Below are 13,621 nucleotides of genomic sequence, written 5' to 3'. Positions count from 1 at the left end.
CAGCCGTTTCCCTACACCCGGCAAAATCGCCTGGGCGCATGAGAGACCGCTGATTAAGGCAAATATGAAATCGCGGGTTCTAGTGCCGGCGTTCCTGGAGAGCCGCGGCTGGGATGCCGGTGAGCAGCACGATCGCGCCCACCAGCAGGATCACGCCGATTACGTCGAACGCGATGTAGAGACTTCCCGCGTGCATTTTGATTGCACCGACGGTGACCGGGCTGACTACCGCGGCAATTGACCCCAGGCTGCTCACAAGCGCGATGCCACCTGCCCCTGCACCGGCGTTGAAGAATGCCGGCGGAATGGTCCAGAACACGGGCACTGCCGCGAGGCAAGCCGCCGCCCCGACAGTCATAAAAACGGTCGATAGCAACGCGTTCGCATGAACGAGATGCATCAGGAGAAAGCTCAATGCCGCCGTCGACATGGTCGCCGCAAGGTGCCAGCGGCGCTCCAGACGACGGTCCGAACTGCGTCCCAACAAATACATGGCGACCGCGCCGAGTACATACGGTCCACTCGCAATCAAACCGATGCTGCGCATATCAGTGAATCCTGCGCCCTCAAGCAATGACGGCATCCAGTAGGCGACCGTGTTGGTCGCGCAATAAATCGCGAAAAATACAATTCCAGGAATGTAGGAACGGGGATCGCGGATGACTCTCCCGAACGTGCGCGCCGGCGCATGATTCGATTCACGGTCGAGCCGCAGATTGTCGGCGACAATCGCCTTCTGTTGATCGGTGAGCCATTTGACGTGCGCGGGCTGATCGTCGAGCCAGTACCACGCGAATGCGCCGAGCAACATCGCGGGAATGCCTTCCAGGATGAACAGTGTTTGCCATCCCTTCATCGCATGCCAACCGTCGAGTTCAGTCATGATTGCGCCGGCTAGTGGCCCGCTGATCATTCCCGCGACAAAACCCGCCATGAAGAAAATCGACGTCACCCGCCCGCGCTTCCATGACGGAAACCAGTAGGTCATGTAAAGAATGACGCCGGGAAAGAAGCCTGCTTCCGCAATACCGAGAACAAATCGCGCGATGTAAAGCTGCCCCGGTGTCGAGACCATGCAGGTGAGCGCAGTGACGAGTCCCCAGAGAATCATGATACGGGTCAGCGTGGCACGCGCGCCGACCCGCTGCATATACAGATTGCTCGGAATTTCGAAGAGAATGTAGCCGGCGAAGAACGCTGTGGCTCCGATGGCGTAGGCGGCATCAGTCAGACCGAGGTCCTGCGCCATGCGCAGTTTGGCGAAAGAGATGTTGATCCGGTCGATCGCATTGACTGCGTAGGCCAGAAACAGGAACGGCAGCAGCCGCCAGGCGATCTTGCGGTATGTCTCCCGGACTTCGGGTGATGAACGCGACCCGCTGATCGCCTCAGCCTGCAAAGCGGCATGACTCATGGTGTCTCCATCTGCTACATTCAGTGCGACGGCGCAAAGTCGCCGTCGCATGGTGAAGGTTCCGCACGCATGCCTTATGCGACACGTCGCGCGGAAGGCACGGCCCTGCCTTAAGCCGTTTTACGCCGGGCACGGTCGTGCTCCGCACATTCGGCCTGCAGCAAAGGCACGGCGAGCTCGCATGCCTCGATGCCTTGCAGGCTGACTATTTTCAGCACTTCCAGAATCTGCTCACGCGTTGCACCGAGTACGAGTGCCGCCTGGATGTGACGCCGCGTGCCGTGCGCGTACATATGGGTGATTGCGGCGTCGCCCGCGATGCAAAGGAACTCGATCCACAACGGTGGCAGAACGTTGTCGCGCCACAAACCCAGACCCATCGCGAGAAATGCCTCGAGATATTGCGGGTCCCATCGATAGATCGTCTCCCACAGCGGATTGAACATCCCGTTCGCGCGCACATGATCACAAACTGGCGTCGACGTGGCAGGCGCTGGTTCGTCGGGCAGTCCTGCACTCGCGAGTTCTTCGGCAAGAATCGGTACACCGAGCGCGCATGCGTGAATACCGACTACGCTCGCAAGCTTGAACACCTCGAGAATCTGCGCTCGCGTGACACCCAGTCGCAATGCATCGCGAACATGTCGACGCACGCCAGGGCCATACATATGCGTGGCCGTCACGTCGATATTCAACCGGATCAGCGCCACGAGGCGCGGGTCGAGCACGTCGCTGGTCTGGGCGCTCTGGCTGAGCTTCATGAACGACTCGGTCCACTCGGGATCCCATTCGGCGAGCGGATCGAGCGCGGGGGCAACGAGACCTGCGGCGCGCATCGTGTCGTAGTTCGGTGTCGGCTGTCGATCGCTCGTGCTAATCGCCGTGGCTGGTTCTGATGGTTTCGTACTCATATCACCGAGCCCCCGTTCGGGCTGATAACCTGACCCACGAGATAATGGTCCCCCGCGAGATAGACCACTGTCGACGCATACTCTTCTACGGTGCCAAAACGCCCCAACGGACAGCTTTGCCACAAACGGTTGCGGGCGTCTTCGCCGATCTTGTCGAGATAGTCGTTGAATGCCGGCGTGGCGACGCCGCCCGGCGCCATCGCGTTCACAAAGATATTGGCACCGGCCACTTCAAAAGCAACCGACTTCGTGAAGGCGATGACCGCGCCCTTCGTGGCGCAGTAGTGCGGGCTGTGCGCGCTTCTGGTCGAAAGTCCGGCAATCGACGCGATGTTGATGATTTTCCCGTCGCGCTGTGGTTCCATCAGCTTCAACGCTTCACGCGTGCAATAAAACACGCCGTGTACGTTGACGCCCCAGTAGCGATGCCATTCTTCGTCGCTGATTTCACTCGTGAATTTCAGCGACTGACGTGGCATGGGCGTCTGCATGTACGCGTAGAGCTTGTTTCGTCGTTCGGTGTCGATAGGACGGTTAGGCGTCAGTGCGGCATTGTTCACGAGAATATGCAACGTGCCGAAGCGCTCCGTGATCTGTGCAAACATATGCCTGACCTCTTCGCTCGACGACACGTCGCACCGGAGTGCAAGACATTCAGCGCCGCGTGCTTCGACAGCGGCGCGGGCCACCGCCAGCGCGTTTTCGTCGACGTCGCATATGACGATGCTGGCGCCTTCGGCGGCAAGAGCGTCCGCGCATGCAAGACCGAGTCATGGGCCCACGCCCGTGACCAGGGCAATCTTGTCACGTAGTTTCATGTTCATTCCCGTCAGAGTGTGGAAGTAACGCGCGCCTGGGTGTCAGGCGTGTCCCGGCACCGTAAAGCCGCGCTGGGCGGACTTGCGATTCGGCGTCATGCCGAGGGCGGCGATCGTTTCGTCGGCGCTGCGGTACTGCTCGCCGATCTGATAGATGCGCTTTGCGTCTTCGCCCGTTGCGATGTCGCGGCCGAGCTCGCGGGCAATGCGCACGGTCTGCTCGATCTGCTGCACCGACGTCATGCGCTCGCCCTTGCGGCCCCAGAGGTTGTCCTCGATGCCCACGCGCACATGCAGCCCCATTGCGATGGCCATCGCGTTCATCGGCAACACGGCGCGCATTGCACTTTCGATCGTCAGAACCGCGCCATCGGGCGTGCGGCGAATGAATTCGATCAGATCGGCCGGATGCAGGCCCGCTGCGCCGCCGCCGATCGCGACATAGTTGAGCACCAGCGGACCGGTGTAGAGACCGCGGCGGATCAGGCGCTCGACGCTCTCGAGCTGGTGCACGTGGCCCAGCATGAAGTGAGGCTGAATGCCGGCCGCCTGCAGGCGGCGCAGGTGTTCGATGAAGAATGACGGCTTCGCATCGACGACCATTTCCGAGTAGGCATTGAAGTATTCAGGCTTCTCGAGAATGGTGCCCACTACGTCGTCCGGCGTGAGCAACTCGCAGATGTTCATCTGGCTCGAGTTGATCGCGATCGTGACCTGGTCGGGCTTCGGATCGAGTTCTGCAAGCATGTGCCGCGTGTCGTAGTCGAGCCACTGGGCTTCCTGACCCTCGCCTTCCGGTGCGAAAGAAATCGAGCCGCCCACCTGCAGGACCATATTGGGCACCGCTTCGCGCAGCCGGGCGAGACTCTCGTTGAACTTGGACATGCGCTTGGAGCCCTTGCCGTCTTCCTCGCGGACATGCACGTGGAGCACCGTGGCGCCGGCGTTGTAGCAGTCCACCGCCTTCTGGATCTGTTCGTCCATTGTGATCGGGATGTCGTCCGAGTCGCTCGGAATCCATTGCGGGCCAAACGGCGCGACCTGGATCACGAGTTTTTCCTGAACTTCGGGGAAAAGGCTATCGTCGAGAAAATTCATTGGGCGTCTCCAAACCTGGGATTAATGGCCGGTTGCACTAAGGCGAATCCGTTGACTGGAACTTTAGGGAAAGTGAGCGAAACGCCTTTATCATTTTGTCACTCACTTTTATCATCCTGTCACTTGCGACACTGGGATTAACCCTTTCGATGCGCGCGACGCATGCAACAGATCCTGTGTGCATCAAGAATGCGCTCGGGCAGCCTTTCGCGGCGAATACGGTGCGGGAAACAGGGAAAGGGGACTTCAGAAGTTACTTCGAACCCGTCGCGATGGACGGGTTCGTCGGCACCGTTGCAATGCCGCTGCTCATAGCGCGTTCAGATCACGCCGTTAGCCTTCAGAAGCGAGAGACGGTCAGCGGATACATGGAGTAATGTGCTTAAAACGTCCGACGTACCCTCGCCAAGCGTTGGGGGAATGGCGCGGACCGGCAACCGTTCGCCGTCGAAGCGATAAGGTGGTGCAAACACGTCGACCTTGCCTGCCACTGGGTGCGGATGTGATGTCATGAGCCCAGCATCGCGGGTCCGCGTCGACGTCAGCGCTTCATGGAGACCCAATACTTCGCCGCATGGAATATTCGAACGGGCCAGCGACTCAAGCAGTCCATCACGCTTGCGTTTGGCGAGTTCGCGATGAAGCTCCGGCAGGAGCATCGCGCGATTTTTCGACCGGTCTAGGTTCGTCAGGAAGCGCGGATCGGTCGCAAGGTCAGGCCGCTCGATCACGTCCCGACAGAAGCGTACAAACTGCGCGTTATTGCCGACGGTGATCACGAGTGGGCCGTCGGCTGCATCGAACACGCCGTACGGCACGATCGAAGGATGCGCATTACCATAGCGGGGCGGATCGGGTCGATACAAAAACTAGAGACACCATGCAGACTGACAACCTCGCCTTGCCGCTTGCCGGCATCCGCGTACTGGACTTTCGCGAATCCTCGCCGGACCCTGGTGCGCTCTGGTTCTCGCCGATCTTGGCGCTGAAGTTATCAAGGTCGAGCACCCCGAGCGGGGCGATGATACCCGGGACCGGGGCATGCGCGTGGGCGCCACGGAGACTGCCTACTTCAACGGCGTCAACCGGAACAAGCGCTCGGTCAGCCTGAATCTGCAGTCGCCGGAAGGCGTCGAGCTTGCGCGCGCACTCGCGCGCAAGAGCGATATTGTCATCCAGAACTTCAAAGTGGGTGGCGCGGCGAAGCTCGGCCTGGGCTATAACGATTTGCGTCAGGACCACGAAGATCTGATCTACTGCTCGATCTCGGGTTATGACCACACTGGCCCGGAGGCCACACGCCCGGGCTACGATCTCGTCGTCCAAGGCGAAGCCGGGTTGATGGGCATCAACGGCGAAGCCGGTCAGCCTCCGTTGAAATTCGGTGTGGCTGTCGTCGATCTGTTCACCGGCATGTATTCAGCGCAAGCGATTCTGGCGGCGCTCTACCAGCGTCAGCGCACCGGGCAAGGCCGCTCGATCGAGATGGCTTTGTACGACTGCGGCCTGATGATCACCGCGTATTACGGGCTCGAAGCCTTGCTTATGGGCGAAGACCCTTGTCGTAAGCACGGTGAATGTCGACGCGCAGTGGGATTGCGTGCTGCGCGTCGTTGTCGCCATCCTGCCAGCGGCTGCCATCCAAATGTGCTGCCTCTAGCAACTCCTCGACGTCGCAACCCGTGACAACACAGGCCTTTCCATATCGCGAGAATACCTTGGTGCGAAACACTTGCTGATGGAGACGTCGCTTGACCTGCGCCATCTTATACGCGGGCCCTTCTGGCGCGCGAGCTGAACCGGTTAGTTCGTATCCATCCCAATGCGACGAGTCTGGTCGCCCATCGCTGACATATAATTCGAATGTTGGTTATTTAGGACTTATATGATGGCGGGTAAGAGACCCCTTGGGACCGAGCGGACGGAGCTGCGGGTCGAGCGCGGCGTTGCGCAATATCAGCGGCTGGCGTCCCTGTTGCGGCACCGAATTGCGATGGGCGAGTACCCGCTCGGCGCGCAGCTGCCGCCGATCACGCAACTCGCGGACGACCTGGGCGTCGCCGTCGTCACCGTCCGGCAAGCATACGATCTGCTTTCGAAGGAAGGGCTGCTCCGCAGCCAGCGGGGCGTTGGGACCCACGTTGCAGCGCTGCCCGCCGCCACGGGCGACCTCGAACAGGTGATCAACAACCCCTTCGCCGCGCCGCAGGCGCTTGCCTTCGAAATACTCGAAGTCGGGCGCCGCACCCTGTTGCCGCAGGAGCTGCTCGGGCCGGATGATCAGTCGGCTGGCGAATACGTGTGCGTCCGCAAACTGCACACCTATTCCGGCGAGCCGTTCTGCTACGCCGAAATCTATGTGCCCACGCCGGTTTTCGAATCGCTGCCCACGGACATCGCCATGAAGCGGAAGCTGCTCGCCGCGGTACTCGACGAACTGGGCGCGCGCTGCAAACGCTTGCGGCAACGCGTGACCGTGATCCCCGCGGATTTCCCTCTGTGCGACATGCTGAAGATCCCGTTTGCCTCTCCCGTCGCGAAGATGTCGCGACGCCTGGTTGACGGCAAAGGCCACGTGCTGTACGCCGGCGCTACCTGGTATCGGGGCGACCGCTACGTCTCCGAGATCGACCTCCCCGCGTCCGCCCTGAAAACCGTGCCGGGGATCACCGAGCCCCAGCGGCGGGCTGTCGGGTAAGCCCGTACTTGACTCCACTTTACGCACGCCTAAACTACTAACATTAGTCATTTAGGTTTAACTCCTCGAAGCTGAGTCCTCACTGGAGTTCAATGCGTATGTGGAACCTTCTCTTCCTCCCGGCTACCCCCGGCCTTGAGTCGCAAGCGATGGCGGCGGCCCCTTATCCGGCCCAACCCATCAAGATGATCATTCGCTTTCCGGTGGGTAGCGGAATGGACGCCGGGGCGCGCGTGCTCGACCAATCGCTGCCCGCCAGCAAGGGCCGGCCCGTCATCGTGGAAAACCATCCCAATGCCTCCGGCTTCATGGCGGCGCGGGCCGCCGCCCTGGCGGTCAGGACCGCATGGAGCCAGCCCGAATGAAGCCCGTACCTACTGTGGTCAGGGTCGCCGACCTTGCCGCCTACGCGCCGGCGAACCACACCGGCACCTCTAACGTGCGCGTGATCGGCCCCGAGACTGTCGGCGCGACGGCGCTCGAAGTGCTGGTCGGCACGATCGTGAAATCGCACGGCGCGCGGCCGCATGCGCATCCCCACCTGGAGCAATGCGCCTACATGCTCGAGGGAACCGGCGAGTCCGGGGCGGAGGGTCGCGTGGAAGCGATGGCGCCGGGGACCTGGGCCTACGTGCCGGCCGGCGTATTCCATTCGTTTCGCGTGACCAGCGACCAGCCCGGGCGTGTGCTGGTCGTCTATACGCCGCCGTATGGCGAGAACCCGGCGCACACGATCACGGAGCCCGATGGCGTTGCCGCCGCGCCCGCTCACGGCAAGGTGCGCGTGCTTGCCGCCGGCGACGCCGCCACCGGCACGGTTCCCCTCATCGACCGCGAGACCGCTGGCGCGCGCTGGGTCGACATTGCGGCGCTGCGCATGCCTGCCGGCAGCACATCGGTCTGCACCTCGGAGCCTGACGCCGAGCAGGTTCTCTACGTCGAAGACGGACGGATCGACGCACGTGTCGACGGGCAGAACTTCGGTCTCGCCCCGGGCGACTTCCTGTTTCTTCCGCGCGGGGCCGCCGCCTCCCTGCGCTGTTTGCCGGAGCAGCCTGCGTCCGGGTTCCTTATCAAGGGGCGGCTTCCATCCACTGCCTTAAATCCAGTAACAACGGGAGACAATTCATGAACGCAAGAATGCTCGCGCAGCCCACCACGTCCACCGGCGCCCCGCTGCCGCTGCCCGCTCTGCCACAGGACAAGCTCCTGACCGTCAACATCGACCAGATCCCGCTGATCAGGGATGTCTTTCCGGGCATCCACATCAAGCCGCTGCGCCTTGACCTGGAACGCGGCGAGTGGGTCTTCATGGCTATCCTGGAACCCGGTTGCTCGCTGCCGATTCACTACCACACCGGTACGGCGCAGGTGTGGACGATCCAGGGCTGCTGGGCGTATCGCGAGTACCCCGAGCAGCGGCAGACGGCAGGCTCCTACCTGTACGAGCCCGCCGGCTCGGTGCACACCTTCTACACCCCCGAGGACAACACCGAGGACACCATCACCATCGCCTGGATCGAAGGCGCGCAAGTGAGCTTCAACGAGGACGGCACGTTCCACTCGCTCAATGACGCGGTCTCGATCCGGTACGCGATCGAGGCCCTCGCGGCAGCGCGCGACATCGGACCGGTGCCCTACATCCGCGGCAACGGCGCCGACGTAGCCGGTTCCTGACCGGAAAAAGGAGCGCGGACAGAATGAGCAATGACTCGAACCAGGGTGGGCCGCTGGCCGGCCTGCGCATCATCGACATCACCGAAGTCGTCATGGGACCTTCGGCCACGCAGATGCTGGCCGACCTGGGGGCCGACGTGATCAAGGTGGAGCCGCCCGGCGGCGACATGTTGCGCGCCGTCGGACCCGGCGGGCGCTCGGGCGCCGGCCCGCTGTTCCTCAACCTGAACCGCAACAAGCGCAGCGTCATGCTGGACCTGAAGCGCCCTGCCGGCAAGGAAGCGTTGCTGAAGCTGGCGCAGACGGCCGACGCGCTGGTCTACAACGTGCGGCCGCAGGCGATGCAGCGCCTCGGGCTGGATTACGAGGCGCTGCGCCTGGTGAACCCGCGCATCGTCTACGTCGGCACCTTCGGCTTCAGCCAGCGCGGCCGCTATGCGGACTCGCGCGCCTTCGACGACCTGATCCAGGCGGCCGTCGCGATCCCCGAGGCCAGCGTGCGGGCCGGTTCCGACGTGCCGCGCTATGCCCCGCTCAACCTCTCGGACCGGGCCACGGGCCTGTACGCGTTCGGCGTGATCTGCGCGGCCCTGCTCGCGCGCGAGCGTACGGGTTGCGGGCAGGCGGTGGACGTGCCGATGTTCGAGACCACCGCGCAGATGATGCTGGGCGATCATCTGTACGGCCACACGTTCATCCCGCCGCGCGGCGGCTTCGGCTATCCGCGGCTGCTCAACCCGCAGCGGCGGCCGTACGTCACGCAGGACGGCCTGGTGTGCCTCGTCGTCTACACCGACGAACAGTGGCAGGCCTTCATGGGCGTGGTCGGGGAGGCCGAGCGGTTCAACAGTGACCCGCGGTTTGCCGACGGCGAATCGCGCACCCAGCATGTCGAGGCGCTGTACACGATCCTCGCCGACAAGCTGAAAGCGCAGACCACGCAGCAATGGCGCGAGTTGCTGGAGCCGCTCGGCATCCCGGTGTTGCCGGCGCACACCTTCGAGTCGCTGATGGACGACGCGCACCTGCAGGACATCGGGTTCTTCCAGCAGTTCGAGCATCCCACCGAGGGCATGCTGCGAACCATGGCGGTGCCCAGTGAATGGCCGCAAACCCCGCTGCCGCCGCTGCGTCCGCCGCCGTTGCTGGGCGAGCACAGCGCGCAAGTGCTGGCCGAGGCCGGCTACTCGCCGCAGCAGATCCGCGAGATGGAGCAGGCGGGTGTGACGCAAGTCGCCGCGTGCAGCGAGTCCACGGGAGTCGAAGCATGAGCGAGGTCGTGCACGCCAGCCGGCAGGATGGGCGGCTGATTCTCACCATCGACCGTCCGGAGCGCCGTAATGCGCTCAACGCGGAAGTGATCGGCACGTTGCAACAAGCGCTGGAGCGCGCCAGATCTGACGAGACGATTCGCGCGGTGGTGCTCACCGGTGCCGGCGACGAGGCGTTCTGCGCCGGCGCCGACCTGGGCGGGGATGCCTTCGCGTTCGACTACGCCACGCCGACCAGCGCCTATGCCGACCTGCTGCGCACGGCCCGCACGCTGAACGTGCCGCTCGTCGCGCGGGTTAACGGCGCCTGCATGGCCGGCGGCATGGGCCTGCTCGCGATGTGCGATCTCGCCATCACGGCCCGGCACGCGAGCTTCGGCCTGCCCGAGGTGAAGGTGGGCGTGTTCCCGATGCAGGTGCTCGCCGTGCTGCAGGCCCAGTTGCCGCTGCGCTGCCTGGCGCAGCTGTGCCTGACGGGCGAGCCCATCGACGCAGCGCGGGCACGCGAGATCGGTCTGGTGAACGAGGTGGCTGACGACCTCGACGCTGCGCTCGAGCACCTGCTGTCACGGCTGCTCGCCAACTCACCCACCGCGCTGCGGCGCGGCATGTATGCGATGAAGGCAATGCACTCGATGTCCTTCGAAGAGGCGATCGCCTTCGGCGAAGGGCAGATCGGCCTGCTGGCCCTGACCCAGGACGCGCGCGAGGGCTTGGCCGCATTCAAGGAAAAAAGGAAACCGCAATGGACGGGCAACTGACATCGTCGACGCCGGGCAAGGTCGTGCGCATCGGCGGCGCCTCGGGCTTCTGGGGCGACAGCAGCCTCGGGCCGCTGCAGCTGGTGCGCTGCGGCGCCATCGATTACCTCGTGTTCGACTATCTCGCCGAGCTCACCATGTCGATCCTCGCGGGCGCGCGCATGAAGCGGCCGGAGCAAGGCTACGCCATCGACTTCGTCACGGTGGCGCTGCGCTCGGTGCTGAAGCAGGCCGTCGAGCAGGGCATCCGCATCGTCAGCAACGCCGGCGGCGTGAATCCGAGGGGATGCGCCGCGGCGGTGCGGGCTCTTGCCGACGAACTCGGTGTACCGGTGCGGATCGCGATCGTCGAAGGCGACGACGTGCTCCCGCTCGCCGCGGCGATGCGAGCGGCCGGCACGGTCGAAATGTCCAGCGGCGAACCGATGCCGGAGCGGCTGGTGACGGCCAATGCCTATCTCGGCGCACTGCCCATCGCACGGGCCCTGGCCGCGGGCGCCGACATCGTTATCACCGGGCGCTGCGTCGACAGTGCCGTCACCCTCGGCGTGCTGATGCACGAGTTCGGCTGGGCGGCCGACGACTTCGACCGGCTCGCCGCCGGCAGCCTCGCCGGCCACATCATCGAATGCGGCTGCCAGGCGACAGGCGGCCTGCACACCGACTGGGCCAGCGTGCCGGACTGGGCGAACATCGGCTATCCGATCGTCGAGTGCCGCGAAGACGGCAGCTTTGTGGTCACCAAGCCCGCGGACACCGGCGGCCTTGTCACGCCCGCAACCGTCGGGGAACAACTGCTGTACGAGATAGGCGATCCGGCCAACTATCTGCTGCCGGACGTGATCTGCGACTTCCGCCAGGTGCGCATGGAGCAGGCCGGGTCGCATCGCGTGCTCGTGACCGGCGCGCGCGGCCGCCCGCCAACCGGCACCTACAAGGTTAGCGCCACCGCGCCGGCGGGCTTCAAGGTGTCCGGGCAGCTCACCATCGTGGGGATCGACGCCGCAGCGAAGGCCAACCGCACGGGCGAGGCGCTGCTCGAGCGCGGCCGCCGGCTGCTGCATGAGAGCGGGTTCGCGGATTTCCTGGCCACCCATATCGAGCTGCTCGGCACGGAGTCGGCTTACGGGCCGCATGCGCGACCGTTGCCGACGCGCGAAGTCGTGTTGCGCCTGACGGTGACGCATGTCGACCGGCGCGCACTGGAGATGTTCAGCCGCGAGTTAGCCGCACCAGGCACATCCTGGTCACCCGGCACGACCGGTGCCGGTGGCCGTCCCTCTGTGTCTCCGGTGCTACGGCAGTTCGCCTGGCTCATTCCGAAGGCGCAGATGACGCCGACGGTCACGCTTGGCGAGACGACGTTGACCGTGACGCTGCCGCCACCGCAACCACAGGTCGGGCCTGGACCGCTGGCGCGCATCGAGGGTGCGCTGCCCGCCGGCCCGCGCCAGACCGTGCCGCTCCTGAGAATCGCGCTCGGACGCAGCGGCGACAAGGGTGACACCTCCAACATCGGCCTCATCGCGCGGCATCCGGCCCTGCTGCCGGTGCTAAGAGACCAGGTGACGTCAGAACGCGTCGCGGAGTACCTCCGCCATCTGGTGCAGGGGCCGGTCCACCGTTACGAGCTGCCCGGCATCCATGCCATCAACCTCGTCTGCGAGCGGGCGCTGGGCGGCGGCGGCATGGCGTCGCTGCGCAACGACCCGCTTGGCAAGGGCATGGCGCAGATGCTGCTCGACATGCCGGTCGACGTGCCCGCAGGCCTGCTGCAGGAGCTCCCCGCATGAATTTCGACTTCTCTGACGACCTGCTTGCGATCCGCGACGCCGTCGAGGCTCCCTGCGCCGACTACGGCGCCGATTACTGGCTCGAGCGGGACCGCGATGGACGCTGGCCCAGCGAGTTCTGCGACGCCGTTGCCCGCGGCGGGTGGTTCGGCGTGACCATGCCCAAGGAACATGGCGGCGCCGGCCTCGGCATATCGGCGGCCGCGATGGTGATGCGCACGATCGGCAAGCTCGGCTCGGCGGCGGTGTCGTCGGTACACCTTAACCTGTTCGGCCCGCAGCCGGTGGTCGTGTTCGGCAGCGAGGCGCAAAAGCGGCGCATGCTGCCGCCGTTGATCGACGGTTCGGATCGCGCCTGCTTCGGCGTGACCGAGCCCAGCGTCGGTTCCGACACCACCCGCGTCAGAACCTTCGCCCGCCGCGCGGGCGACCGCTACATTGTCCACGGCCAGAAGGTCTGGACCTCGACCGCGCAGCACGCCAACAAGATCCTGCTGGTGGCCCGCACGACGGCGATCGAGGCATGCGCGCGGCCGATGGACGGCGTCACGCTGTTCTACACCGACCTCGACCGGTCGCGTGTGCGCATCAGCGAGATCGAGAAGATGGCGCGCAAGGCAGTGGACTCGAACGAACTGTTCATCGACGGGCTGGAGATCCCCGTCGAGGATCGCATCGGCGACGAAGGCCAGGGCTTCAGGTACCTGCTGCACGGCCTGAATCCGGAGCGCATCCTCGTCGCGGCTGCTGCGCTCGGCGCCGCCGAGACGGCGCTGGCGCGGGCAACCGACTACGCCAGGGAACGCGTCGTGTTCGGCCGGCCGATCGGCAAGAACCAGGCGATCCAGCATCCGCTGGCGGAATGCTGGATGCGCCTGCAATCGGCCGAACTGCTGATGTGGAAGGCGGCGGCGCTCTACGACGCCGGCAAGCCCTGCGGTGTCGAGGCTACGGCGGCCAAGTACCTGGCGGCGGAGGCCAGTTTCGAGACGTCGTTGCGTGCGGTGCGCACGCATGGCGGCTACGGCTACGCGACGGAGTACCACGTCGAGCGCGGCCTGCGCGAAAGCGTGCTGTCGCTGCTCGCACCGGTGACACAGGAGCTCGCGCTGTGCTTCGTCGCCGAGCAGGCGCTCGGATTGCCGAAGTCGTACTGACCCGCGCAGCGCGAGACAAACCG

Annotated in this window: 11 protein-coding genes and 3 pseudogenes; 9 read left to right on the top strand and 5 right to left on the bottom strand. The window is 64.4% G+C overall.

All coding sequences use genetic code 11. From position 1 onward, the window contains the following. Positions 1 to 79: 79 nt before the first annotated feature. From B0G81_RS16750 to B0G81_RS16730, 5 genes and pseudogenes are all read right to left on the bottom strand, one after another. On the bottom strand, positions 80 to 1,414 hold the full coding sequence (locus B0G81_RS16750; protein ID WP_134137692.1) for an MFS transporter: 1,335 nt from the start codon (positions 1,412 to 1,414) through the stop codon (positions 80 to 82). 110 nt (positions 1,415 to 1,524) lie between these two features. Further along, positions 1,525 to 2,325 carry a carboxymuconolactone decarboxylase family protein gene (locus B0G81_RS16745; RefSeq protein ID WP_134137688.1) on the bottom strand — a complete coding sequence of 267 codons (801 nt, stop codon included), beginning with the start codon at positions 2,323 to 2,325 and terminating at the stop codon, positions 1,525 to 1,527. Continuing rightward, positions 2,322 to 3,083, bottom strand: a pseudogene (locus B0G81_RS16740) (SDR family oxidoreductase); the annotation flags it as partial. The gene B0G81_RS16745 and the pseudogene B0G81_RS16740, both read right to left, overlap by 4 nt. Before the next feature lie 102 nt (positions 3,084 to 3,185). Beyond that, positions 3,186 to 4,241 carry a 3-keto-5-aminohexanoate cleavage protein gene (locus B0G81_RS16735; protein WP_134137684.1) on the bottom strand — a complete coding sequence of 352 codons (1,056 nt, stop codon included), beginning with the start codon at positions 4,239 to 4,241 and terminating at the stop codon, positions 3,186 to 3,188. 320 nt (positions 4,242 to 4,561) lie between these two features. Further along, positions 4,562 to 5,095 (bottom strand): annotated as a pseudogene (locus B0G81_RS16730) (CoA transferase); the annotation flags it as partial. Positions 5,096 to 5,121: 26 nt separating this feature from the next. Here B0G81_RS16730 and B0G81_RS16725 point away from each other — a divergent pair. From B0G81_RS16725 to B0G81_RS16680, 9 genes and pseudogenes are all read left to right on the top strand, one after another. Beyond that, positions 5,122 to 5,801: pseudogene (locus B0G81_RS16725) on the top strand (CaiB/BaiF CoA-transferase family protein); the annotation flags it as partial. A gap of 325 nt (positions 5,802 to 6,126) precedes the next feature. After that, complete coding sequence (locus B0G81_RS16715) at positions 6,127 to 6,939, top strand: GntR family transcriptional regulator (RefSeq protein WP_243856500.1); 813 nt, start codon at positions 6,127 to 6,129, stop codon at positions 6,937 to 6,939. Between the two features lie 98 nt (positions 6,940 to 7,037). After that, complete coding sequence (locus B0G81_RS16710; protein ID WP_134137674.1) at positions 7,038 to 7,304, top strand: hypothetical protein; 267 nt, start codon at positions 7,038 to 7,040, stop codon at positions 7,302 to 7,304. Then, entirely contained in the window at positions 7,301 to 8,071 is a 771-nt protein-coding gene (locus tag B0G81_RS16705; RefSeq protein ID WP_134137671.1) for a cupin domain-containing protein, read from the top strand. Before B0G81_RS16710 ends, B0G81_RS16705 begins: the two co-directional genes overlap by 4 nt. After that, a complete protein-coding gene (locus tag B0G81_RS16700) occupies positions 8,068 to 8,616 on the top strand; it encodes a 2,4'-dihydroxyacetophenone dioxygenase family protein (RefSeq protein ID WP_134137668.1) in 549 nt (182 codons plus the stop codon). The genes B0G81_RS16705 and B0G81_RS16700 overlap by 4 nt, the downstream gene beginning before the upstream one ends. Before the next feature lie 23 nt (positions 8,617 to 8,639). Beyond that, complete coding sequence (locus B0G81_RS16695) at positions 8,640 to 9,887, top strand: CoA transferase (protein ID WP_134137665.1); 1,248 nt, start codon at positions 8,640 to 8,642, stop codon at positions 9,885 to 9,887. Further along, positions 9,884 to 10,648 (top strand): enoyl-CoA hydratase-related protein, encoded by a 765-nt coding sequence (locus B0G81_RS16690; protein WP_134137662.1) that lies wholly within the window; start codon positions 9,884 to 9,886, stop codon positions 10,646 to 10,648. The genes B0G81_RS16695 and B0G81_RS16690 overlap by 4 nt, the downstream gene beginning before the upstream one ends. Next, positions 10,633 to 12,441 carry an acyclic terpene utilization AtuA family protein gene (locus B0G81_RS16685; protein ID WP_134137661.1) on the top strand — a complete coding sequence of 603 codons (1,809 nt, stop codon included), beginning with the start codon at positions 10,633 to 10,635 and terminating at the stop codon, positions 12,439 to 12,441. Before B0G81_RS16690 ends, B0G81_RS16685 begins: the two co-directional genes overlap by 16 nt. Continuing rightward, positions 12,438 to 13,598: an acyl-CoA dehydrogenase family protein gene (locus B0G81_RS16680; protein ID WP_134137660.1), complete on the top strand. Its 1,161-nt coding sequence runs from the start codon at positions 12,438 to 12,440 to the stop codon at positions 13,596 to 13,598. Before B0G81_RS16685 ends, B0G81_RS16680 begins: the two co-directional genes overlap by 4 nt. Positions 13,599 to 13,621: the final 23 nt, after the last annotated feature.

Source organism: Paraburkholderia sp. BL6665CI2N2, from assembly GCF_004366535.1.
GTDB lineage: Bacteria > Pseudomonadota > Gammaproteobacteria > Burkholderiales > Burkholderiaceae > Paraburkholderia.
The sequence above is the reverse complement of the archived record's forward strand: the minus strand, read 5'-3'. Positions and strand labels throughout refer to the sequence as shown.

Excerpts from the sequence above, each read along its gene's own strand:
- B0G81_RS16705 (WP_134137671.1), top strand. The coding sequence starts at position 7,301 with ATGAAGCCCGTACCTACTGTGGTCAGGGTCGCCGACCTTGCCGCCTAC.
- B0G81_RS16680 (WP_134137660.1), top strand. The coding sequence starts at position 12,438 with ATGAATTTCGACTTCTCTGACGACCTGCTTGCGATCCGCGACGCCGTC.
- B0G81_RS16695 (WP_134137665.1), top strand. The coding sequence starts at position 8,640 with ATGAGCAATGACTCGAACCAGGGTGGGCCGCTGGCCGGCCTGCGCATC.
- B0G81_RS16690 (WP_134137662.1), top strand. The coding sequence starts at position 9,884 with ATGAGCGAGGTCGTGCACGCCAGCCGGCAGGATGGGCGGCTGATTCTC.
- B0G81_RS16715 (WP_243856500.1), top strand. The coding sequence starts at position 6,127 with ATGATGGCGGGTAAGAGACCCCTTGGGACCGAGCGGACGGAGCTGCGG.
- B0G81_RS16735 (WP_134137684.1), bottom strand. The coding sequence starts at position 4,241 with ATGAATTTTCTCGACGATAGCCTTTTCCCCGAAGTTCAGGAAAAACTC.
- B0G81_RS16745 (WP_134137688.1), bottom strand. The coding sequence starts at position 2,325 with ATGAGTACGAAACCATCAGAACCAGCCACGGCGATTAGCACGAGCGAT.
- B0G81_RS16700 (WP_134137668.1), top strand. The coding sequence starts at position 8,068 with ATGAACGCAAGAATGCTCGCGCAGCCCACCACGTCCACCGGCGCCCCG.
- B0G81_RS16710 (WP_134137674.1), top strand. The coding sequence starts at position 7,038 with ATGTGGAACCTTCTCTTCCTCCCGGCTACCCCCGGCCTTGAGTCGCAA.
- B0G81_RS16685 (WP_134137661.1), top strand. The coding sequence starts at position 10,633 with ATGGACGGGCAACTGACATCGTCGACGCCGGGCAAGGTCGTGCGCATC.
- B0G81_RS16750 (WP_134137692.1), bottom strand. The coding sequence starts at position 1,414 with ATGAGTCATGCCGCTTTGCAGGCTGAGGCGATCAGCGGGTCGCGTTCA.